We start from the raw sequence: 21,323 nt of genomic DNA, 5'->3' as shown, positions 1-21,323 counted from the left end.
CCCCTCCCGTTCGCGGAGTACATGGCGGTGGCCCGGGACTGACTGCGAAACACCTCGGGAGCGGCCTTGCATGCCTTCATGAACATCAAGAAGACGATCGGGATAAGCAACGACTTCTGGAACGTCACCGCCGACTCCGGAATGGCCGGAATCGTCGCCGGGAACCTCGGCGCCGGCCGCTATACGACCCGCGCCGACGGCCACGAGTTCCTGAACATGTCGTCGTACTCGTACCTCGGTCTGGACTCCCACCCGGCGCTGATCCGCGCGGCGGCCGACGCCGTCACCGAGAACGCCTCGCTGAACACCTCGGTGTCCCGGATGCGGGTGCACTTCGGGATTCTCAAGGACGCCGAGGACGCGCTCTCGGACCTGTTCCGGGTGGAGGCGGTCACCCTGGCCTCCTGCGCCGCGGCCGCCTGGTCCGCGCTGCCCCTGGTGGCGTCCGGCGCCTTCACCGGCGACGTACCGCCGCTGATGGTGTTCGACAAGCACGCGCACTTCTGCCTGAACGCGATGAAGCCGAGCGTCGCCGACGAGGCCGAGGTCAGGACCATCACGCACAACGACCTCGACGCCCTGGAAGAGCTGTGCCGCACCCATCGGAACGTCGCCTACGTGGCCGACGGGGTGTACAGCACGGGCGGCCAGGCACCGGTGCGTGAACTGCTGCGGCTGCAGGAGAAGTACGGGCTGTTCCTGTTCTTCGACGAGGCACACGGGGTGTCGACCCGCGGCGACCAGGGGCGCGGGCTGGTCCTCGACACCATGGGCGACATCAACGACCGCACGCTGGTCATCACCTCGCTGAACAAGGGCTTCGGTGCCTCCGGCGGCGCGATCTTCCTCGGGCCGCAGGGCTCCCGGCACCGCCGTGACCTCGCCCTGCGCTACGGCGGCCCGCTGACCTGGTCGCAGCGGATCAACACGGCCGGACTCGGGGCGATCATCGCCTCCGCCGCGCTGCACCGTTCGCCGGAACTGAAGGAACTCCAGCACCGGCTGCAGGAGAACATCGACTGCTTCGACGCGCTGGTGCCCACCGCGGGCAGCGGCGACGGACTGCCCATCCGGTTCATCGACATCGGCTCGGAGGAGAAGACGGTCCGCATCGGCCGGACCCTCCTTTCCGAGGGCTACTACACCTCCGCTCTCTTCTTCCCCGTCATCGCCCGCGGAAAGGCGGGACTGCGCATCATGCTCCGCGCGGACATGACGAAGACGGACATCGAGCGCTTCGGTCGTCTGGTCAATGATTTGCGGAGCCAGAATGACTGAGCAGAAAATTGCCGCGGCCGACGGTGAACGGGCGGGCGACGGCAGGGAAACCGCCGGGCAAAAAGCATTTCCGGCCCCGCCCGCTCAGCTGAACCGGCGCATCATGGCGCTCTCCTGTCTGCTGGTCTTCATGGCCCAGATGGCGACCACCATCTATCTGCCCTCGCTGCCGATCGTCGCGCACGACTTCGGAATGTCCCGCAGTTATGCGGCGCTTTCCATCTCGGCGTTCGTGATCGGTGCCGCGGCTCCGGTGGTCCTGTGGGGCGTGGCCGCGGACCGGTACGGCCGCCGGGGTCCGCTGCTGACCTCGCTGGCGCTGTTCGTGCTCACCAGCGCGGCGATAGCGCTGATCCGGTCGCCCGAGGGTCTGCTGGTGCTGCGCGCGCTCCAGGGCATCGGTGCCGGTGGCGCCGCGATCATCGCCCGCATCCTGGTGCGTGACCGCTGGAGCGGGGACGAGCTGGCCAAACGGCTGTCGGTGCTGTCGATCGCGTTCATCACGGCGATGGGCGGCGGCCAGTTCCTCGGTGGCCTGATCGGCAGGTACGCGCACTGGGAGACCGGTTTCGTCGTCCTCGCCGCGGTCGGGACGGTCGCGGCGGCGCTGACCTTCACCGTGCCGTTCGAGTCGAGTCGTGCCGTGCAGCGGCCGTCGGAGGTGCTGCGGATCTGCCTCACCATCAGCAGGCAGCCGGCGTTCCTGCTGCCGGCCCTGGCCGGCGGCGCGGGGTTCGCGACGATCGTGGTGCTGCAAGAGGTCAGCCCGTTCGTGTTCCAGCAGCACTTCGGGCTCGCCACGGACCAGTACGGCAGCCTCGGGCTGCTGCTCGGCGCGGCCTACTTCGGCGGGGCGATGACCGTCAACCGCCTGGTGGCCAGGTCGGGTTCGGGCCGGCTGATGACCGCCGGCTCGATCGTGATGACGGCGGCCGGCGTCCTGATGATCGTCCTGTGGTCGGTGCCCGGTCTGCCCGACACCGGCGCCCTGGTGGCCTTCGTCGCGCTGTACTGCGTGACCACCTTCGGTCAGTCCGTGCTGTTCCCCAACAGCATGGCCGCCGCCGTCAGCAGCCAGCACGGTCACGGCGCCTACGCCGTCTCCCTGTGCGGCTTTCTGCAGCAGTCGATGGCGGGCGTGGCCGCGGCCAGCGCCGCGCTGCTGCACGCCGATCTCGCGTGGGCCACGGTCGCCGCCGCGCTGGGGGCCGCGGCCTGGCTCATGACAAGGATCGCCGTCCCCTCGGCAGCACTCACGGCCGTCGCCTCGGAAGGGAAGTGACATGGCGGTTCTGCGTTCCCACATCAGCCCCTCCAGCGAGGTGTTCCGCCGCAACAGCGAGGCCTACGGCGCGTTGCGCGAGCAGATCGCGGCGGCGCGCGCCGCGGCCACGGCCGGCGGTGGCGCCGAGGCGCGGGCCCGGCATGCCGCGCGCGGCAAGCTCACCGCCCGGGAGCGGGTGAGCCGGCTGCTCGATCCGGGGACCCCGTTCCTGGAGATCGGCCAGCTCGCCGCGCACGAGGTGTACGAGCAGGCCGTGCCGTCCGCGGGAATCATCACCGGCGTCGGCATGGTGGAGGGCCGGCCGACGGTCGTGTTCGCCAACGACGCGACCGTGAAGGGCGGCACGTACTACCCGCTGACGGTCCGCAAGCACCTGCGGGCCCAGCAGGTCGCCCGGGAGAACGGGCTGCCCTGTATCTACCTGGTCGACTCCGGAGGCGTGTTCCTGCCGATGCAGGAGGACATCTTCCCGGACGAGAACCACTTCGGCCGGATCTTCCGCAACATCGCGGAGATGTCCGCGATGGGCCTGCCGCAGATCGCGGCCGTGATGGGCTCGTGCACGGCCGGCGGCGCGTACATCCCGGCGATGTGCGACGAGACGGTGATCGTGCGGGGCACCGGGTCGATCTTCCTGGGCGGTCCCCAGCTGGTGCGGGCGGCGACCGGTGTGATCGTCGACACCGAGACCCTCGGCGGGGCCGATCTGCACACCACGACCAGCGGTGTCGCCGACCACCTCGCCCGCAGTGACGAGCACGCGCTGACCCTGGTCCGGGAGATAGCCGCCCGGCACGGCAGGGACATCCCGGCCGCGCCACCCGAGACGCCGGTACCGCCGCTGTACGACCCGGCCGAGCTGCCGGGCATCGTCAGCGCCAATCCGCGCGAGCCGATCCCGGCCCGGGAGATCCTCGCCCGGCTGCTGGACGGCAGCGAGTTCGCCGAGTACCGCGCGCGGTTCGGGCCGACGATCGTGTGCGGCACCGGCCGGATCGGCGGCTACCCGGTCGGCGTCCTCATCAACGACGGGGTGCTCTTCTCCGAGAGTGCCCAGAAGGCCGCGAACTTCATCGAACTGTGCTCACAGCGCGGCATCCCGCTGCTCTTCCTGCACAACATCAACGGGTTCATGGTCGGCGCCGAGTACGAGGCGGGCGGCATCGCCAAGCACGGCGCCAAGATGGTGAACGCCGCGTCCTGTGCCGCCGTCCCGAAGTTCAGCGTGCTGATCGGCGGCAGCTACGGCGCGGGCAACCTCGCCATGTGCGGCCGCTCGATCGGCCCGCAGCTGATGGCCATGTGGCCCAACGCCCGGACGTCCGTGGTCGGCGGAGAGCAGGCCGCGACGGTGATGGCGCTCATCAAGAACGAACAGCTGGCCAAGCAGGGCCGCTCGTTGACCCCGGAAGAGGAAGAGGCCTTCAAGAAGCCGATCCGGGACAACTACGACCGCGAGGGCCAGCCCCTGTATGTGGCCGCACGGCTGTGGGTGGACGCCCTGGTCGACCCGGCCGACACCCGTGAATGGCTGACGCTGAGCCTTGCCCTGGCCGCGGCAGCACCGCAACGACAGACGCGCTTCGGCGTGTTCAGGATGTGATGGTCCGTCATGGTGAAACGACTGCTGATCGCCAACCGGGGTGAGATCGCCCGCCGTATCGCCCGCACCTGCCGGCGCCTCGGCATCGAGTACGTCGCCGTCCACTCCGAGGCGGACCGTGCCGCGGCCCACCTGGACGGCGCCTTCGAACAGGTCCTGATCGGCCCCTCCCCGGCGGCCGACAGCTATCTGCGCGCCGACGCCCTGATCGACGCGGCCCTGCGCTCCGGTTGCGACGCCGTCCATCCGGGATACGGGTTCCTGTCGGAGAACGCGGAGTTCGCCGCCGCGGCCACCGAGGCGGGTCTGGTCTTCGTCGGGCCCGACGCGGGCACCATCGCCGCCATGGGTGACAAGGCCACCGCGAAACGGCTGATGGCCGAGGCGGGCGTGCCGGTGCTGCCGGGTTCGGCGGACGCCACCGAGTCGGTGGACGAGATCCGGGCGCACGCGGCCCGTATCGGCTACCCGGTGATCCTCAAGCCCGTCGCCGGAGGCGGCGGCAAGGGCATGCGGGTCATCGAGCGGGAAGGCGACCTCGCCCCCGCCGTGGAGGCCGCGGTCCGGCTGGCCCGCGCCAACTTCGGCGACGGGCGCCTGCTGGTCGAGCGGTATCTGCGCCGGCCCCGGCACATCGAGGTCCAGGTCTTCGGCGACACCCACGGCAACGTGGTGCACCTGTTCGAGCGGGAGTGCTCGCTGCAGCGCCGGCACCAGAAGATCGTCGAGGAGGCGCCGGCGGCCGGCCTTCCGGCGGAGGTCCGGGAGGCGCTGCTGTCGGCCGCCGTACGCGGCGCGCAGGCCATCGGATACGTCAACGCGGGCACCTTCGAGTTCATCCTCGACAGTGCCGGAGACGGCGACGGCGACCGTGCGGGCCGGTTCTACTTCCTTGAGGTGAACACCCGCCTCCAGGTCGAGCACCCGGTCACCGAGGCCGTCACCGGCCTCGACCTCGTCGAGTGGCAGCTGCGGGTGGCGGACGGTGAGCGACTCCCGCTGACGCAGGGCGAGATCACCGCGTCCGGGCACGCCGTCGAGGTCCGCGTGTACGCCGAGGACCCCGATGCGGACTTCCGTCCCGCCCCCGGCCGGGCGCTGGCCGCCGTGTGGCCTACCGGTCTGCGGGTCGACGCGGCCTTCGACGGCGCCGGTGACGTCCCGGTCTTCTACGACCCGATGATCGCCAAGCTCATCGCGCACGGCCCCGCCCGCCCCGCGGCGCTGGCCCGGCTGCGGCACGCGGTACGGTCCACCGCCGTCCTCGGCCTGACCACCAACCTGGGGTTCCTCGCCGACCTGCTGGACGACACCCGGGTGCGCGCCGGACTGATCGACACCCATCTGGTGGACGAGTTCACCGCCCGGGCCGCCGGGCGGCGGGGGGACCTGGGGCCGGTGGCGGCGGCCTGTGCGGCCGCGATGAGCCTGCCCGAGCGCACCGCCGGACGTACGGCCGAGTCTCCGTGGAGCGGTTCCCTCGGCGCCCTGGACCGGCGGCTCCTCGACCCGGCCGCCCCGTTGGGCCGTATCGCCTGCCGTGCCGGCAGCCGTCCGCTCGAAGCGGCATTGCTCTCCCGGCGGGAGGGCGCGCTCACGGTGGCCGTGGCGGGCGAGCGCTTCAGCGTCACGTGCGCGAAGGACGGGGCACTGCTGCGCGGCACGGTCGGCGAGGCGCTGTGGTCGGGCCTGCGCCGCGCCGACAGCTGCGAACTCGTCGTCGACGGACGCCGGCTGACCCTGGCGCTGGACGTCGCCGGCGAGGACGACAGCACGGCCGGCGGCGACGCGGTCGCCTCACCCATGCCGGGAACGGTGGTGCAACTCCCCGTATCCGTGGGCGACGTGGTGCAGCCGGGGGACACGGTCGCGATCGTCGAGGCGATGAAGATGGAGAACCGGGTGCTCGCCCCCGCCGCCGGCGTGGTGGAGGAGATCCGCTGCGCCCTCTCCGACATCGTCTGCGCAGACCAGGTCCTCATGGTCATCGGGCCGGAGCAGCGCGAAGAGGCCGCCTGAGCCGCGTACCCCGCGTCCAGGCACCACGTGAATCGAGTCAAGACCAAGATGGAAGCAGACAATCAGATGAACCCCATCCGCCGTGTCGGAGTGGTCGGCTCGGGCGCCATGGGCGCCGGAATCGCCGAAGTGAGCGCCCTGGCAGGCATGGACGTACTGGTCGCGGTCTCCCGCGAGTCCTCGCTGACCACCGGACGCCACCGCGTCCTCACCTCCCTCGACCGTGCCGTCGCCAAGGGCCGGCTCGCCGAGGCCGAGCGGGACGCGGCCGCGGCCCGCGTCCGGTTCACCACGGATCTGGGCGAGCTGGCCGACCGGCAGCTGGTGGTCGAGGCGGTCCGCGAGGAGGAGACGCTCAAGCTGGACCTCTTCGCCACGCTCGACAAGGTGGTCGAGGACCCGGAGGCGATCCTCGCCTCCAACACCTCCTCGATCCCCATCATGAAGCTGGCCGGCGCCACCGACCGCCCGGCCCAGGTCATCGGCGCCCACTTCTTCAACCCCGTACCGGCGATGGCCCTGGTGGAACTGGTCGGCTCGCTGCACACGTCCGACGCGACCATGGACCGGGCCGAGACATGGGTCGCGCAGAGCCTGGGCAAGCGGCCGATCCGTGCCAAGGACCGGGCCGGCTTCGTGGTCAACGCGCTGCTGGTGCCGTATCTGCTGTCCGCCGTGCGCATGGTGGAGACGGGCTTCGCCACGGCCGAGGACATCGACCAGGGCATGGTGCTCGGCTGCTCGCATCCGATGGGCCCGCTCCGGCTGACCGACATGGTGGGCCTGGACGTCGTGGCGGCCGTGGCCGACGCGCTGTACGCGGAGTTCAAGGAGCCCCTCTACGCCGCCCCGCCGCTGCTCTCCCGCATGGTCGAGGGCGGTCTGCTGGGCCGTAAGACGGGCCGCGGCTTCTACGCGTACCAGTAGCCGGTACCCCCACTCCCCCACACACGGAACACGCGGAAACGGATTCCCCTGACGTGAACACCGCCTCCAGCATCACTTCGCCGACGCCCGGACCCGCGGGGCTGGTCCTCGCCGACCTGCTGCCCGCGGGAAGCGCCGCCCGGACCCGGGTGCGCGACGCCGCCCTGGTCCTCGGGGGTGCGGCCCTGACCGGGTTCGCCGCGCAGCTCGCGGTGCCGGTGCCCGGCTCGCCGGTCCCGGTGACCGGGCAGACCTCGATGTGGTCCTTGCCTGGGCGTGGGGGAACGTGCTGGGCATCAGTGACCCCGCGTTTGCCGACGACGGCAACGACACGCCGCTGGCATCGCCGCCGCGGTGATCGCCGCCGGTACGGGCCTGGTGTGGTGGATGCGCCGCCGCCGGTCCGCCACCGAGTAGTCGCGGCGAGAAGCCCGCACCACGGATCAGGGCCCCACCCTCACGCCCCGAGGGTGGGGCCCTGAGCGCTGCCCCGGCCACCGCGAAGGATCCCGCGGCCGCCTTCGGCGGAACTGTTGGTGAATCATGGCAAAATTCCCGGACATGCAGGTACATTTCTGACCGCCGCTTCGAGATGTCACCGGCAGACGGGGGCGAAGGATGAGCACGGACGACCGCGTCGCGGTGACGACCGGGATCGCACGGCTGCACGCGTCGCCCGCACTGGCCGGGCCCGGCCGGCTCGGGCTGGTGACCAACCACACCGGCGTCCTCCCCGATCTGCGCCCGGCCGCGCCCGCGCTGCTCGAGGCCGGCGCGCGGCTGGTCGCCCTGTTCGGTCCCGAGCACGGGCTGCACGGGACCGGCCAGGCCGGCGAGAGCGAGACCACCGGGGCGGACCCCACCACCGGCCTGCCGGTCCACGACACCTACGGGTGCGGCGGCGAGCGCCTCGACGAACTGCTGCTCGCCGGCGGCGTCGACGCGCTGGTGTACGACCTGCAGGACATCGGGGCCAGGTTCTACACCTACGTATGGACCATGTGTGACCTGATGGTCTCGGCGGCTCGTACGGGCGTACGGTTCGTGGTCGCCGACCGGCCGAATCCCCTCGGTGGTCTCGTCAGCGAGGGCCCGCTGCTCGACCCGGCGTGGGCCAGCTTCGTCGGGCGCGCCCCGATACCGGTCCGGCACGGCCTCACCTGCGGCGAACTCGCCCGGCGTCTCAACGCCTCGGTAGTGCCCCAATGGGCGGGCAACCCGGTGGACTTGACGGTGATCGAGGCTGCCGGCTGGCAGCGCGCCATGGACGCGGAGGCCACCGGCCTGCCGTGGGTCGCGCCCTCACCGAACGTCCCGACGCCCGCCACCGCCACCGTCTACCCCGGCACCTGCCTGTTCGAGGGGACGAACCTCTCGGAGGGCCGTGGCACCACGCAGCCCTTCGAGATCGTCGGGGCCCCGTACATCGACGCGCGGTTCGCGCCCGCGCTCGCCGAACTCGCCCTGCCCGGAGTGCACTTCCGTGATCTGCGGTACGTACCGACCTTCCACAAACACGCCGGACGGCCGCTGCGCGGGGTCCAGCTCCACATCACCGACCGCGAGGCGTTCGCTCCCGTACGCACCGCCGTCGCGATGCTTGCCACGCTGCGGCGGCTGTACCCGGGCACCTTCGCGTGGCGCACCGCGGACGGCGGCGCGGAGGGGACCGGCCACCGTCACTTCATCGACCTGCTGTGGGGGTCCGACCGGTTGCGGCGCGCCGTCGACGCGGGCGACGACCCGCTGCCACTGTGCGATCCGCCGGCGCCGCCCGCCCGGTGGGCCGGCGACGACGTCCTGCTCTACCCCTGAGGCCCCCTCCTCCCCCACTCCCACGAGTCGTCGCTCGCGGCCGGGCCGGTCGGCGACGGCGACATGTACAGCGGGGTGCCCCACTCACCGGACCACGCCCGAGACCGTCAGGGTCCTCGGCCGGGCCCGCCACCGCGGCGCGTCGGCCGCCGCCCTCACCGACGCCGCGCCCAGCCCCCTCACCGACGCCGACGTCGCGGGCGCCGTCCTCACCACGGTGGTACGCGACGCGGGAGCGCGCTCGGTCGCGACGGCCGGCCGCGTCGCCCGACTCGCCGTCGTGGAGGGCGTCCCGATCCCCCTGGCGCAGCGCACACCGCACCAGACCGAAACAGCGCTGCGGGCGATGTCCGACGCCGTCCGCGACCTGCGTATGGAAGGACCACCCCGTCGATGACCGATCGCACGACGACATCCCGGGCCGACACGCGCGGCTTTCGCGCGGGCGACGGGCCGCGGGTGGTGGAGGCGTGGCGCAGAAGCGCGCCGGCCGACCCGATCACCCCGGACCGCTTCCGCTCCCTGGTGCTGCTCGACGCCAACTTCGACCCGGAGGGGCTTCGGGTCGCCGTGGACGGCGACCGTGTCGTCGGCGCCGCCTACGCCGTGCGCCGTCTGACGCCGATGACCGGCACCGACCTGGAGCCGGAGCAGGGCTGGATCCCGTTCTTCTTCGTCGACCCGGCCGTCCGCGGGCGCGGCCTCGGCCGCCGGCTGCTGACCGACGCCCTCGACTGGCTGCACGGCCACGGCCGCACCCGGGTGGACTTCTCCTCGTACACCCCGAACTACATCCTCCCCGGCCTGGACGCCGAGGCGTACCCGGAAGCGGCCGCACTCCTCGAGTCCCTGGGCTTTCGCACGCTGTACGAGGCGGCGGCGATGGACCGCGGCCTGGTCGGCTATCGCTTCCCGGACGACGTCGCACACCGCCTGGACGAACTGACGGCGCGCGGCTACCGGTTCGCCACCCCGGCCGACGACGACCTGGTGGAACTGGTCGCGCTCGCCGCGAACCACTTCGGCCCGGACTGGGCGCGCGCGATCCGGGAGTGTCTGGCCGGAGGCACGCCGCTCGACCGGATCGTCCTCGCCCGGGACCCCTCGGGCCGCCTGGTCGGCTGGGCGATGCACGGCGCGTACGAGTCGGTGGACGAGCGGTTCGGCCCGTTCGGTGTGCTGGAGGAGATGCGCGGCACCGGACTCGGCAAGGTCCTCCTCCACCTGGTTCTGGAGCGGATGCGGGCGCGCGGTGCGCACTCCGCGTGGTTCCTGTGGACCGGCGAGCGGTCCCCGGCGGGCCACCTGTACCGCACGACCGGTTTCACCACGACCCGGGTGTTCCGGGTGCTGCGCCGGGAGGCCGCCCGATGACGCCGTCCCGCCGCGCCGGCGGCCTGAGCCGCCGTCACTTCGCGCTCGCGCTCCCCTCGGCGCTGCTCGCCTCCGGTTGCGCCGCGCCGCACCAGGGCACCGGCCGGCCCGGGGATCCGATCGTCCTCACCCTGCTCTCCCATTACGCGAGCGGTGAGCTGAAGGAGGCCCTGCGGGGCCCGGTCGACGAGTGGAACGCCACGCACGACCGGGTCAAGGTGCGAACGAAGGCCGTCGAGTTCACGGACCTGCTGACCACCTTCATGGTCCGGCAGGCCGCGGGCCAGGGCGCCGACATCCTTCATCCGTACTGCCTGTGGAACGGCCAGCTCGTGCGGGCCGGCGTCCTGCGGCCCGCCCCGTCCGAGCACGCCGAGGAGATCACGCGCGGCTACGGCGAGGCCGCGGTCGGCTCCTCGTCGGTGGGGGGCAAGGTCTACGGCTACCCCACCGAGGTGCAGACGTACGCCCTCTACTACAACAAGCGGCTGCTGCGCGAGGCCGGCGTCGACGGCCCCCCGCGCACCTGGCGGGAGCTGGAGGAGACGGCCTACCGCACCGCCGAGCGGGACCGGTACGGCAACACGCTGGTCCAGGGGTTCGGGCTGTCGACCTACGACGACTCCACCACCGTCGGCCAGACCCTCGCCCTGCTCAGCGCCGCCGGCGGAACGTTCGTCTCCGCGGACGGCAGGAGCACCGCCATCGACTCACCGGCCGGCCGGGCCGTGTTCGACCTGGAGCACCGCCTCGTCGCCAAGGGCGCGAGCGCCCCCGGCGTCAACGTCTACAAGGCGTTTCAGTCCGGGCAGGTGGCCATGGTGATCAGCGCCGGCTGGTGGGCCGGGAGCCTGAAAGCCCAGATGGGCAAGGACTACCGCGATGTCGCCGTCGCACCCGTGCCCGTCCCCGAGGCGGACGACGAGCGCGCCACGCTGTCCACCGGCTTCATGCTGGGGGTCAATACGGCCAGTGAACACCCGCGCGAGGCCTGGGAGTTCCTGCGCTGGCTCAACACCGAGAAGGTGAGCGTGAAGAACGCCCGGAAGGGTGCGACAGCGACCCGGATGAGCCGCCTGCAGGCGACGGTCGGCTCCCTGACCGGCCGCGCCGACGACATGCGGACGCTCCTGAGCCAGGGCGGCGATCCGAACCTGCGCCCGTTCCTGGACGCCCTGTCGTACGCGGTGCCGGAACCGAACGTGCCGGGTGCGCAGCAGGCCAAGTCGCTGCTGCGCAAGAACATCGAGGCGTTGTGGACCGGTCAGCAGTCGGTCGACGAGGCACTGCGCCTCACCCGCCGTCAGGTCGATCAGGAGGTGTCGCGCTCATGGTGAACACCCTGACCCCGGAGGCGGCCGAACGGGCGCACGGCCCGCGGTCCGCCGAGGCCGCCGTCGACGCCCGCGGCCGGACCGGGCGCCGGCGCCGGCGCCGCCAGGCCGTCGTCGCCTATCTCTTCCTGGCGCCGACACTGCTGTTCTTCGCGGTTTTCCTGATCCTGCCGCTCGGCTTCGCGCTGCTGCTGTCGATGTCCCGCTGGGCCGGGTTCGCCCTCGGCGACATCGATCCGGTCGGCCTGGACAACTTCACCGGCCTCTTCGCGGCCGGTTCGACGTTCCTGGCGCCGATCCTCACCAACACGCTGCTGTTCGCCCTGGGCACCGTGGCCCTGGCGCTCGCCGGTTCCGTGCTCGTCGCCACCTGCATCGACAAGCTGCGATACCAGGGGCTGTGGCGCACCCTGTACTTCCTGCCGATCGTCACGACCGTCGTCGCCGTCGGCAACGTATGGAAGTACATGTACGAGCCGGGCGGGCTGGTCAACGGCGTTCTCAACGCCCTCGGTCTCGGCTCGGTGGCGTTCCTGCAGGACCCGGGCACCGCGCTGCCCTCCGTCGTGGTCGTACAGGCCTGGGCCTCGCTCGGCACGGCGATCCTCATCCTCACCGCGGGGCTGAAGTCCATTCCCGAGTCGTACTACGAGGCCGCCGCGCTCGACGGCGCCGGGCCCGCCACCGTCTTCTGGAGGATCACACTGCCGCTGCTGCGGCCCTCCCTGCTGTTCGTGTGCGTCACCCAGTTCATCGCCGGTCTGCAGTCGTTCGCACTGATCATCGTGATGACCAAGGGCGGCCCGGGTGACGCGACCAATGTGGCCGCGCTGGAGATGTACCGGCAGGCCTTCGCCTACGGCGACTGGGGCACCGCGAGTGCCGCCGCCTTCGTGCTGTTCCTGGTGGTCCTCGTGGTCACCCTGGCGCAGTTGTGGATCTTCCGGCGCAAGGGGGAGGACGTATGATCCGCCGCCGTTTCCCGTGGCTTTCGTATCTGGTGGTCGTGACCGGCGCCGGGCTCACCGTGGTGCCGTTCCTCGACATGGTGATGACGTCCTTCAAGGGGCCCGGCGAGTCCGGCACACTGCCGTACCGGTTCCTGCCCGAGGCGTTCGACCTGTCCAACTACCGGGCGGCGATCGACCAGCTCGATCTGCCGGTGCTCTTCCGCAACAGCGTCATCGCCACCGCCCTGATCACCGGATCGGTGCTGCTCACGTCGTCGCTCGCCGGCTACGCGCTCGCCAAACTCCGCTTCCCCGGCCGCGACTTGATCTTCCGCCTCGTCCTGTCGACGATGATGTTCCCGCCGTTCCTCTTCTTCATCCCGCACTTCCTGATCCTGGTGCACTGGCCGCTGGCGGGCGGCAACGACCTGTTCGGGCGCGGCGGCGCGGGCCTGACCGTCAGCATCGCGGCGCTCGCCATGCCGTTCCTCGTCAACGGCTTCGGGATCTTCCTGATGCGCCAGTTCATGGTCTCGATCCCGGACGAGGTCCTCGAGGCCGCGCGCATCGACGGGGCCGGCGAGTTCGCCGTGTGGTGGCGGATCGTGGTGCCGCAGACCAAGCCGGTCCTGGTGACGCTCGGGCTGCTGACCTTCGTCGACGCCTGGAACGAGTACATCTGGGCGCTGCTCGTCTCGACCGCCAACCCGGCCGTGATGACCCTGCCCGTGGGCATCCAGCTCCTGCAGGACTACGTCGACCCGACCCGCACGATGCCCATCGTCATGGCCGGCCTCGTCCTGAGCATCCTGCCGGTCCTGATCCTCTTCCTGCTGCTGCAGAAGTACTACATCCGCGGCGTCATGCTCAGCGGCCTCAAGTGAAGAACACGTCCGCGACCGGCACGAGCACGGGAACCTGTGAACAGGCCCCGGGAGGACTGCGTCAAAGGCCCACGATCTTGTTCCACCGCTTCGCGAACTCCACCCGTTCCGTGGACGTGATGTCCCGGGCGATGGCGAGGCGCCGTCGCATGACGGAGTCCGGGAAGATCAGGGGGTTGCCGGCGAGGGCGGCCGTGTCCTTGTCCTCGGCGGTGGTCAGGACCTCGCGCGCCGCGGGCACCGGGCAGACGTAGTTGACCCAGGCGGCGAGCCGGGCGGCGACCTCGGGGTCGTAGTAGTAGTCGATCAGGCGCTCGGCGTTCGCCTTGTGGCGGGCCCGGTCGGGGATCATCAGGGAGTCCGACCACAGCTCGGCGCCCTCCTCGGGGACGACGAAGTGGATGTCGGGGTTGTCCGCCTGGAGCTGGATGACGTCGCCGGAGTACGCCTGGCAGGCCAGCACGTCCCCGCTGACCAGGTCCTTGGTGTAGTCGTTGCCGGTGAAGCGGCGGATCTGGCCGCGGTGGACCTCCCGCTCCACCTGGTCGCAGACCTGGTGGAAGTCGTCGGCGCTCCACCGGGTGATGTCCACGCCGTTGCCCTGCATGAGCAGCGCGAACGCCTCGTCCAGGCCGGACAGCAGGGTCACGCGTCCCTTGAGGTCGTTCGCCCAGAGGTCCTTCACCTGCCGTATCTCGCGGCCGAGCTTGCGCCGGTTGTAGGCGATTCCGGTGATGCCGGACTGCCACGGCACGGTGAACCGGCGGCCCTGGTCGAACGCGGGTGAGCGCAGCAGCGGGTCCAGGTACTTCGCCACGTTCGGCTGGTGAACGCGGTCCATCTCCTGCACCCAGCCGAGCCGGACGAACCGCGCGCACATCCAGTCGCTGACGATGATCAGGTCACGGCCGGTGGACTGGTGGTTCATCAGCGCGGGGCTGATCTTGCCGAAGAACTCGTCGTTGTCGTTGATCTCCTCGGCGTAGTCGACGGAGATGCCGGTGCGCTTCTCGAAGGCCTCCAGTGTGGGCCGCTCGTTCGGGTTGTCGTCGTCGGTGTCGATGTACAGCGGCCAGTTCGCCCAGTTCAGCTTCTTGTCGGCCGCCGACGCGTCGGCCACGGCCCGGTCGCCGGGCTCGACATAGGCGGCGGGCACGCCGCAGCCGGCCAGGGCACCGAGCGCGGCGGTACCGCCGAGTGCGCGCAGGAGGGAACGACGGGACGGCACGGAGGTACGAGAAGAAGTCGGGGGCACGCCGGAAGCATGCCGCCCCGGCCCACGGGCGGACAATCGACGCTGCGTCGAGCAAGCCCGGCCCTGTCCGACACCTTGTCGATCACTGCCGGGGTACCCGGGAAGGAGCGCGGCCCCCGGGCGGGGAGGTGTCCCGTCCGGGGGCCGCGGCCGCCGTCGTGCCGGTCGGACCGGCGAAGGCCTATTCGCCGAGCGACGTCATCACGTGCTTGATCCGCGTGTAGTCCTCGAACCCGTACGCCGACAGGTCCTTGCCGTAGCCGGACTTCTTGAAGCCGCCGTGGGGCATCTCGGCGACCAGCGGGATGTGGGTGTTGATCCACACACAGCCGAAGTCGAGCTTCTTGGACATGCGCATCGCGCGGGAGTGGTCCTTGGTCCACACCGAGGACGCGAGGGCGTACTCGACGCCGTTGGCCCACTGGACGGCCTGGTCCTCGTCGCTGAAGGACTGGACGGTGATGACGGGGCCGAAGACCTCGTTCTGGATGATCTCGTCGTCCTGGTTGACGCCGGAGACGACGGTGGGGGCGTAGAAGTAGCCCTTGTCGCCGACCTGCTGGCCGCCGGTCTCGACCTTGGCGTGCGCGGGCAGGCGCTCGATGAAGCCGGCGACCTGCTTGAGCTGGTTCGGGTTGTTCAGCGGGCCGAAGAGGACGTCCTCGTCGTCCGGCTGACCGGTCTTCGTCTCGGACGCGGCCTTGGCGAGCGCGGCCACGAACTCGTCGTGGATGGACTCCTGGACCAGCACGCGGGTCGCGGCCGTACAGTCCTGGCCGGCGTTGAAGAAGCCCGCCACGGAGATGTCCTCGACGGCCTTGGCGATGTCGGTGTCCTCGAAGACCACGACCGGGGCCTTGCCGCCCAGCTCCAGGTGGACCCGCTTGACGTCCTTGGAGGCGGACTCGGCGACCGAGATGCCCGCACGGACGGAACCGGTGATGGAGGCCATCGCCGGGGTCGGGTGCTCGACCATCGCACGGCCGGTGTCACGGTCACCGCAGATGACGTTGAAGACGCCCTTGGGGAGGATCGAGCCGACGATGTCGGCGATCAGCACGGTCGACGCGGGGGTCGTGTCGGACGGCTTGAGGACGACCGTGTTGCCCGCGGCGATGGCCGGGGCGAACTTCCACACGGCCATCATCATCGGGTAGTTCCAGGGGGCGACCTGGGCGCAGACGCCGACCGGCTCACGGCGGATGATCGACGTCATCCCCTCCATGTACTCGCCGGCCGAGCGGCCCTCGAGCAGCCGGGCCGCGCCCGCGAAGAAGCGGATCTGGTCGACCATCGGCGGGATCTCCTCGGAGCGGGTGAGCCCGACCGGCTTGCCCGTGTTCTCCACCTCGGCCGCGATCAGCTCCTCGGCGCGCTCCTCGAACGCGTCCGCGATCTTCAGGAGAGCCTTCTGCCGCTCGGCCGGCGTCGTGTCGCGCCAGGCCGGGAAGGCGCGCGCGGCGGCCTCCATGGCGGCGTCCACGTCCGCCTGTCCGGACAGTGGCGCGGTCGCGTACGCCTCGCCGGTCGCGGGGTTGACCACCTCGGTGGTCCGTCCGTCGGCGGCGTCCCGGAACTCACCGTCGATGTAGTTGCGCAGACGACGCAGCTCGGTGCTCACTGCCGGCCTCCTGATCTGGTTCGAGGGTTCAAGCTGTGCAGCGTGTCCAGCCGGTGCGGCTGTCCGGTCACTGAGACACCCACCCTAATCCGCCCGCCCACGTTTTCAACACCCCCATCGCCATCAGTTCTGCGAAATCCGCAAGCTTTCATCTCTCAAACAACGGATTTCATCGATCAGGGCTTGCAAAACTGTCGAGACGTCGTGCACAGTGAGGCCGTGGCCAGTCGAAGCGCAGACCTAAGGGACTCGTCCCGCGAGTCCAGGAACGGCACCCCGACACTGGATGCCGTCTCCCTCGCCATCATTCAGCAGCTCCAGGAGGACGGCCGCAGGCCGTACGCCGCGATCGGCAAGGCCGTGGGCCTGTCCGAGGCGGCCGTGCGCCAGCGCGTCCAGAAGCTGCTGGACCAGGGCGTGATGCAGATCGTCGCCGTCACGGACCCGCTCACCGTGGGCTTCCGCCGGCAGGCGATGGTCGGGATCAACGTCGAGGGTGATGTCGAGTCGATCGCGGACGCGCTGACCGGCATGTCGGAAGTCGAGTACGTGGTGATGACCGCGGGCTCGTTCGACATCCTCGCCGAGATCGTCTGCGAGGACGACGACCACCTGCTGGACGTCATCAACAAACGCATCCGGGCCCTGCCCGGAGTGCGCTCCACCGAGAGCTTCGTCTACCTCAAGCTCAAGAAGCAGACCTACATGTGGGGAACCCGATAACCGTGAGTTCAAAGGACCTCAGCAAGACCGCGTACGACCACCTGTGGATGCACTTCACCCGCATGTCCTCGTACGAGAACTCCCCCGTCCCGACGATCGTCCGGGGCGAGGGCACCTACATCTACGACGACAAGGGCAAGCGCTACCTCGACGGTCTGGCCGGTCTGTTCGTGGTCCAGGCCGGTCACGGCCGCACCGAACTCGCCGAGGCGGCCTTCAAGCAGGCCCAGGAGCTGGCGTTCTTCCCGGTGTGGTCCTATGCCCACCCCAAGGCCGTCGAGCTGGCCGAGCGCCTCGCCGATCAGGCCCCGGGCGACCTGAACAAGGTCTTCTTCACCACCGGCGGCGGCGAGGCCGTCGAGACCGCCTGGAAGCTCGCCAAGCAGTACTTCAAGCTGCAGGGCAAGCCCACCAAGTACAAGGTCATCTCCCGCGCGGTCGCCTACCACGGCACCCCGCAGGGCGCCCTGTCCATCACCGGCCTGCCGGCCCTGAAGGCGCCCTTCGAGCCGCTGGTGCCGGGTGCGCACAAGGTTCCGAACACCAACATCTACCGCGCCCCGATCTTCGGCGACGACCCGGAGGCCTTCGGCCGCTGGGCCGCCGATCAGATCGAGCAGCAGATCCTCTTCGAGGGCCCGGAGACGGTCGCGGCCGTCTTCCTGGAGCCGGTGCAGAACGCCGGCGGCTGCTTCCCGCCGCCGCCCGGCTACTTCCAGCGCGTGCGCGAGATCTGCGACCAGTACGACGTGCTGCTCGTTTCGGACGAGGTCATCTGCGCCTTCGGCCGCCTGGGCACGACGTTCGCCTGTGACAAGTTCGGCTACGTCCCGGACATGATCACCTGCGCCAAGGGCATGACCTCGGGCTACTCCCCGATCGGTGCCTGCATCGTCTCCGACCGCCTCGCCGAGCCGTTCTACAAGGGCGACAACACCTTCCTGCACGGCTACACCTTCGGTGGTCACCCGGTGTCGGCCGCGGTGGGTCTCGCCAACCTCGACCTGTTCGAGCGCGAGAACCTCAACCAGCACGTGCTGGACAACGAGGGCGCCTTCCTGCAGACCCTGCAGAAGCTGCACGACCTGCCGATCATCGGCGACGTCCGCGGCAACGGCTTCTTCTACGGCATCGAGCTGGTGAAGGACAAGAACACCAAGGAGTCCTTCAACGACGAGGAGACCGAGCGCGTCCTGTACGGCTTCCTCTCCAAGGCGCTGTTCGACAACGGCCTGTACTGCCGGGCCGACGACCGCGGCGACCCGGTCATCCAGCTCGCCCCGCCGCTGATCTCCAACCAGGAGACCTTCGACGAGATCGAGCAGATCCTGCGCGCGACCCTGACGGAGGCGTGGACCAAGCTCTGAGCCTGATTCATCCGATCAGCTGATCGACACCCGGCCCCGCGCCGCCCGTTCGAGTGAGAACGGCGGCCCGGGGCCGTGTGCTGTCCGGGCTCCCGGCCGGGACCTGCCTAGCGTGCCAGTGACCGATCGGCCCAGCCTTCGTTCCCCCGCACGGGGGAACAGGCAACGGGATAACGGATCAGAACCGAGGTGTACGCCCATGGAGGCCCCGCCGGACAACGACGTGCTCTGGGCACGCTCCCTGCACTTCAGCCACCCCGACGGCTCCCCCGGACTCGCCGGGGTCTCGTTCGGCGTGCGGGAGGGCGAGATCCTCGCCGTCAGCGGCCCGCGCGGCAGCGGCAAGACCACGCTGCTGCGCTGTCTGTCCGGTCAGGTGCCGGTGCGGCACGGCGAGGTCTGGTTCAACAGCGCGCCCATGCACACCCTGGGCCCGATGGCCCGGGAGCGGCTGCGCCGGAACCGCTTCGGCTGGATCGACCCCGAGCCGGTCCTGATCCCCGAACTGAACGTCTGGGAGAACACCGCCCTCGCGCTGATGCTGCGCGGCAGCAGCCGCCGCCGGGCCAAGGTGGCCGCGCTGGAGTGGCTGGAACGTCTGGACGTCGGCGACAAGTCCCGCAGACGCCCGCACGAGCTGCGGCACGCCGAACGCCAGCGCGTCGCCATCGCCCGCGCGCTCGCCCCCGGGCCCACGGTCCTCTTCGCCGACGAGCCGACGGCCCCGCTGCACCGCGCCGACCGCGCCCATGTCCTGCGCACGCTCACCGCGGCGGCCCGCTCGCACGGCATCACCGTGGTCCTCGCCACGCACGACTGCGACACCGCCGCCCTCGCCGACCGCACGGTGGCCCTCCTGGACGGCCGGCGCGTGCGCACCGTGCACCTGCCGGACACCCCCGAGCCGGAGGGCCGGGCCGCGTGCTCGCTCTCCGTCTGACCCGCACCGCCCGGCCCGCCGTCCAGCTGCGCCGTCTGCTGGTGGCCGCGGCCTCGGCAGGGACCGGTTTCCTCCTCCTGTCCTGCCTCGGCCACGCCCTGAACCACCCCGAGGCGGCGGGCGCCGCCGCGCTGCGCCTGGCCTGGTGCGCGGTGCCCCTGGCCGCCACCGTCTACTTCGCGCTCGCGGTCGCCCGCACCGACCCCGGCGCCCGGCCGCGCCCCGGACTCTCCGGCGTCGGCCTCGGTCCGGGCCGCCTGATGGTGATCTCGGCCCTCACCACGGCCCTGTCCTGCGCCCTCGGCTCCATGCTGGCCCTGCTCTTCTTCCTGCACCTGCGCGGCGACCTGACGGGCATGCCCTTCGACGGCGCGGCGGCGGACTTCCTGGCCGCGGACCACCCCCTCCCCGTCCCGGCGGTCCTCACCCTGCTGGCCCTGCCCCCGGCGATCACCTCGACGACGGTGGCACTCGCCCTCCGCCCGACAGACCCCCGCCCCACCACCCCGGGCACCCGCAGATTCGGCCGCTTCGGGGCGTACGGCCACACGACGGGGCGCGAGACGTTCGGGGCGTACGGAAGGTTCGGCGCGAGGCTCCCGACCGGAACCGGTACTCGTCACCCCCAGACCGAACAGACCGCCGACGACCAGACCGACGACGGACAGACCGACGACGGACAGCCACGTCCGTTTCCCGCGGGCAGTCGTGCCGCTGGGGCGGCACGGGTGGGCGCGGACGGCACCCTCACCGTGCCGGCCGGCGCAACCGGCCCCGAGCACCCAGCCCCGGACACCCCAGCAGCGGCCGAACCCCCCGCACCGGCCGGCCAGGCACCCGCAGGCCTCCCCTGGGGTGTCGCCCTCCTCGCCGCCGGTCTCGCCGTACAGGCGTACGCCGGCCGCTCGGCCCCCACCCCCTCCGTCACCAGCCTCCCCGGCGAGGCCATCGCGGTACTGCTCGGCTGGCTGCTCACCGCCGCCGGTCTCGTCCTCGCCGCCCCCGGCCTCACCCACCTGTGCGGCCGGCTCCTCCAGTCCAGGCGTCCGGGTGCGCTCCGGCTGCTCGCGGGACGGGTGCTCATGACGGAGGCCGACCGGATCGGCCGCCCCCTCGGCGTGGTCTGCGCGGTGGTGTCCGCCGGCTGCGCCATGACCGCCCTGTACGACGGCTCGGCCCGCGCCTTCGGCCCGCTGTCCACCCTCGGCGCGCTCCTCGTCGGCGGCTGCACGGTCGCGACGCTCCTCACCGCGGCCGTCGAGGCCCGCCAGTGCCGCGCCGACACCACCGCGGCGCTGCTCCGCCTCGGCGCCCCGCCTGCGTTGCTGCGCGCTGCCGCCGCCCTCCGCGCGGCCGCCCTGCTGACCCTGTTCGGTCCGCTCGCCCTGGCGATCGCCGCGCTGGCGGCACTGCCGCCGGCCCGTTGAGCAGTCCGGTACGAAGAACATCCGCCGCCGCCGATGAGTTCGGCCAGGACCGCCGGTCTACCCACCGACCGCGATCCACCGCGGATGGAAGACGCCGACGGGAGAACCCCCATGTACCAGCAGATGATCTTCGTGAACCTGCCCGTGAACGACCTCGACGCCTCGAAGACGTTCTTCACGGAACTCGGCTACACGATCAACCCGCAGTTCAGTGACGAGAAGGCGGCCTCCGTGGTGATCAGCGACACCATCGTCGCGATGCTGCTCACCAAGCCGTTCTACGCGACCTTCACGAAGAAGGAGATCGCCGACGCGACCACGACCAGCGAGGTACTGGTCTGTCTGAGCGCCGAGAGCCGCGAGAAGGTCGACGAGCTGGTCGACAGGGCGATTGCGGCCGGCGGCACGGCGAGCGGCGAGACGCAGGACCACGGCTTCATGTACGGCCGCGCCTTCGACGACCTCGACGGCCACACCTGGGAGGTCATGTGGATGGACCCGGCCGCGATCCAGGGCTGACC

General features: G+C 71.0%; 18 protein-coding genes and 1 pseudogene. 17 read left to right on the top strand and 2 right to left on the bottom strand.

Translation table 11 applies throughout. The features are described from left to right. Positions 1-78: 78 nt before the first annotated feature. The 12 genes and pseudogenes from AC07C1_RS30265 (at position 79) to AC07C1_RS30210 (ending at position 13,469) form a co-directional block, all read left to right on the top strand. Positions 79-1,278 carry an 8-amino-7-oxononanoate synthase family protein gene (locus AC07C1_RS30265; protein WP_478944105.1) on the top strand — a complete coding sequence of 400 codons (1,200 nt, stop codon included), beginning with the start codon at positions 79-81 and terminating at the stop codon, positions 1,276-1,278. Continuing rightward, positions 1,271-2,560, top strand: coding sequence for an MFS transporter (locus AC07C1_RS30260; RefSeq protein ID WP_478944103.1), 1,290 nt, complete (start codon positions 1,271-1,273; stop codon positions 2,558-2,560). The genes AC07C1_RS30265 and AC07C1_RS30260 overlap by 8 nt, the downstream gene beginning before the upstream one ends. A gap of 1 nt (position 2,561) precedes the next feature. Next, positions 2,562-4,166 (top strand): carboxyl transferase domain-containing protein, encoded by a 1,605-nt coding sequence (locus tag AC07C1_RS30255; protein ID WP_478944101.1) that lies wholly within the window; start codon positions 2,562-2,564, stop codon positions 4,164-4,166. Positions 4,167-4,175: 9 nt separating this feature from the next. Further along, positions 4,176-6,185 carry an acetyl/propionyl/methylcrotonyl-CoA carboxylase subunit alpha gene (locus tag AC07C1_RS30250; protein WP_478944099.1) on the top strand — a complete coding sequence of 670 codons (2,010 nt, stop codon included), beginning with the start codon at positions 4,176-4,178 and terminating at the stop codon, positions 6,183-6,185. A 66-nt stretch (positions 6,186-6,251) separates the two neighbouring features. After that, on the top strand, positions 6,252-7,112 hold the full coding sequence (locus tag AC07C1_RS30245; RefSeq protein ID WP_478944097.1) for a 3-hydroxybutyryl-CoA dehydrogenase: 861 nt from the start codon (positions 6,252-6,254) through the stop codon (positions 7,110-7,112). Positions 7,113-7,183: 71 nt separating this feature from the next. Continuing rightward, a pseudogene (locus AC07C1_RS30240) lies at positions 7,184-7,366 on the top strand (biotin transporter BioY); the annotation flags it as partial. 5 nt (positions 7,367-7,371) lie between these two features. After that, on the top strand, positions 7,372-7,470 hold the full coding sequence (locus tag AC07C1_RS30235) for a hypothetical protein (protein ID WP_478944095.1): 99 nt from the start codon (positions 7,372-7,374) through the stop codon (positions 7,468-7,470). 260 nt (positions 7,471-7,730) lie between these two features. After that, a complete protein-coding gene (locus AC07C1_RS30230; RefSeq protein WP_478944093.1) occupies positions 7,731-8,927 on the top strand; it encodes an exo-beta-N-acetylmuramidase NamZ family protein in 1,197 nt (398 codons plus the stop codon). A 393-nt stretch (positions 8,928-9,320) separates the two neighbouring features. Then, positions 9,321-10,301: a GNAT family N-acetyltransferase gene (locus AC07C1_RS30225; protein ID WP_478944091.1), complete on the top strand. Its 981-nt coding sequence runs from the start codon at positions 9,321-9,323 to the stop codon at positions 10,299-10,301. Continuing rightward, positions 10,298-11,638: an ABC transporter substrate-binding protein gene (locus AC07C1_RS30220; RefSeq protein WP_478944089.1), complete on the top strand. Its 1,341-nt coding sequence runs from the start codon at positions 10,298-10,300 to the stop codon at positions 11,636-11,638. The genes AC07C1_RS30225 and AC07C1_RS30220 overlap by 4 nt, the downstream gene beginning before the upstream one ends. Beyond that, positions 11,632-12,603, top strand: a complete 972-nt coding sequence (locus tag AC07C1_RS30215; protein WP_478944087.1) for a carbohydrate ABC transporter permease — start codon at positions 11,632-11,634, stop codon at positions 12,601-12,603. The genes AC07C1_RS30220 and AC07C1_RS30215 overlap by 7 nt, the downstream gene beginning before the upstream one ends. Beyond that, positions 12,600-13,469, top strand: coding sequence for a carbohydrate ABC transporter permease (locus tag AC07C1_RS30210; RefSeq protein WP_478944085.1), 870 nt, complete (start codon positions 12,600-12,602; stop codon positions 13,467-13,469). The genes AC07C1_RS30215 and AC07C1_RS30210 overlap by 4 nt, the downstream gene beginning before the upstream one ends. Positions 13,470-13,530: 61 nt before the next feature. Here AC07C1_RS30210 and AC07C1_RS30205 read toward each other — a convergent pair whose 3' ends face one another. Next, positions 13,531-14,724: an ABC transporter substrate-binding protein gene (locus AC07C1_RS30205; protein WP_478944083.1), complete on the bottom strand. Its 1,194-nt coding sequence runs from the start codon at positions 14,722-14,724 to the stop codon at positions 13,531-13,533. Positions 14,725-14,905: 181 nt separating this feature from the next. After that, entirely contained in the window at positions 14,906-16,345 is a 1,440-nt protein-coding gene (locus AC07C1_RS30200) for a gamma-aminobutyraldehyde dehydrogenase (RefSeq protein WP_478944081.1), read from the bottom strand. Between the two features lie 204 nt (positions 16,346-16,549). Here AC07C1_RS30200 and AC07C1_RS30195 point away from each other — a divergent pair, with 204 nt between their 5' ends. From AC07C1_RS30195 to AC07C1_RS30175, 5 genes are all read left to right on the top strand, one after another. After that, positions 16,550-17,068: an Lrp/AsnC family transcriptional regulator gene (locus AC07C1_RS30195; RefSeq protein ID WP_478944079.1), complete on the top strand. Its 519-nt coding sequence runs from the start codon at positions 16,550-16,552 to the stop codon at positions 17,066-17,068. Positions 17,069-17,070: 2 nt separating this feature from the next. Continuing rightward, positions 17,071-18,435, top strand: a complete 1,365-nt coding sequence (locus AC07C1_RS30190) for an aspartate aminotransferase family protein (RefSeq protein ID WP_478944077.1) — start codon at positions 17,071-17,073, stop codon at positions 18,433-18,435. 199 nt (positions 18,436-18,634) lie between these two features. Next, positions 18,635-19,375: an ABC transporter ATP-binding protein gene (locus tag AC07C1_RS30185; RefSeq protein ID WP_478944075.1), complete on the top strand. Its 741-nt coding sequence runs from the start codon at positions 18,635-18,637 to the stop codon at positions 19,373-19,375. Beyond that, entirely contained in the window at positions 19,357-20,802 is a 1,446-nt protein-coding gene (locus AC07C1_RS30180) for a hypothetical protein (RefSeq protein ID WP_478944073.1), read from the top strand. Before AC07C1_RS30185 ends, AC07C1_RS30180 begins: the two co-directional genes overlap by 19 nt. Positions 20,803-20,913: 111 nt before the next feature. Continuing rightward, entirely contained in the window at positions 20,914-21,321 is a 408-nt protein-coding gene (locus tag AC07C1_RS30175; protein WP_478944072.1) for a VOC family protein, read from the top strand. The last annotated feature ends 2 nt before the right edge of the window (positions 21,322-21,323 follow it).

The sequence above is a fragment of the Streptomyces sp. NPDC045022 genome (assembly GCF_056432605.1).
The sequence above is the reverse complement of the archived record's forward strand: the minus strand, read 5'-3'. Positions and strand labels throughout refer to the sequence as shown.

Coding starts and splice junctions, on each gene's coding strand:
- AC07C1_RS30265 (WP_478944105.1), top strand. CDS start 79: ATGAACATCAAGAAGACGATCGGGATAAGCAACGACTTCTGGAACGTC.
- AC07C1_RS30260 (WP_478944103.1), top strand. CDS start 1,271: ATGACTGAGCAGAAAATTGCCGCGGCCGACGGTGAACGGGCGGGCGAC.
- AC07C1_RS30255 (WP_478944101.1), top strand. CDS start 2,562: ATGGCGGTTCTGCGTTCCCACATCAGCCCCTCCAGCGAGGTGTTCCGC.
- AC07C1_RS30250 (WP_478944099.1), top strand. CDS start 4,176: ATGGTGAAACGACTGCTGATCGCCAACCGGGGTGAGATCGCCCGCCGT.
- AC07C1_RS30245 (WP_478944097.1), top strand. CDS start 6,252: ATGAACCCCATCCGCCGTGTCGGAGTGGTCGGCTCGGGCGCCATGGGC.
- AC07C1_RS30230 (WP_478944093.1), top strand. CDS start 7,731: ATGAGCACGGACGACCGCGTCGCGGTGACGACCGGGATCGCACGGCTG.
- AC07C1_RS30225 (WP_478944091.1), top strand. CDS start 9,321: ATGACCGATCGCACGACGACATCCCGGGCCGACACGCGCGGCTTTCGC.
- AC07C1_RS30220 (WP_478944089.1), top strand. CDS start 10,298: ATGACGCCGTCCCGCCGCGCCGGCGGCCTGAGCCGCCGTCACTTCGCG.
- AC07C1_RS30215 (WP_478944087.1), top strand. CDS start 11,632: ATGGTGAACACCCTGACCCCGGAGGCGGCCGAACGGGCGCACGGCCCG.
- AC07C1_RS30210 (WP_478944085.1), top strand. CDS start 12,600: ATGATCCGCCGCCGTTTCCCGTGGCTTTCGTATCTGGTGGTCGTGACC.
- AC07C1_RS30185 (WP_478944075.1), top strand. CDS start 18,635: ATGGAGGCCCCGCCGGACAACGACGTGCTCTGGGCACGCTCCCTGCAC.
- AC07C1_RS30175 (WP_478944072.1), top strand. CDS start 20,914: ATGTACCAGCAGATGATCTTCGTGAACCTGCCCGTGAACGACCTCGAC.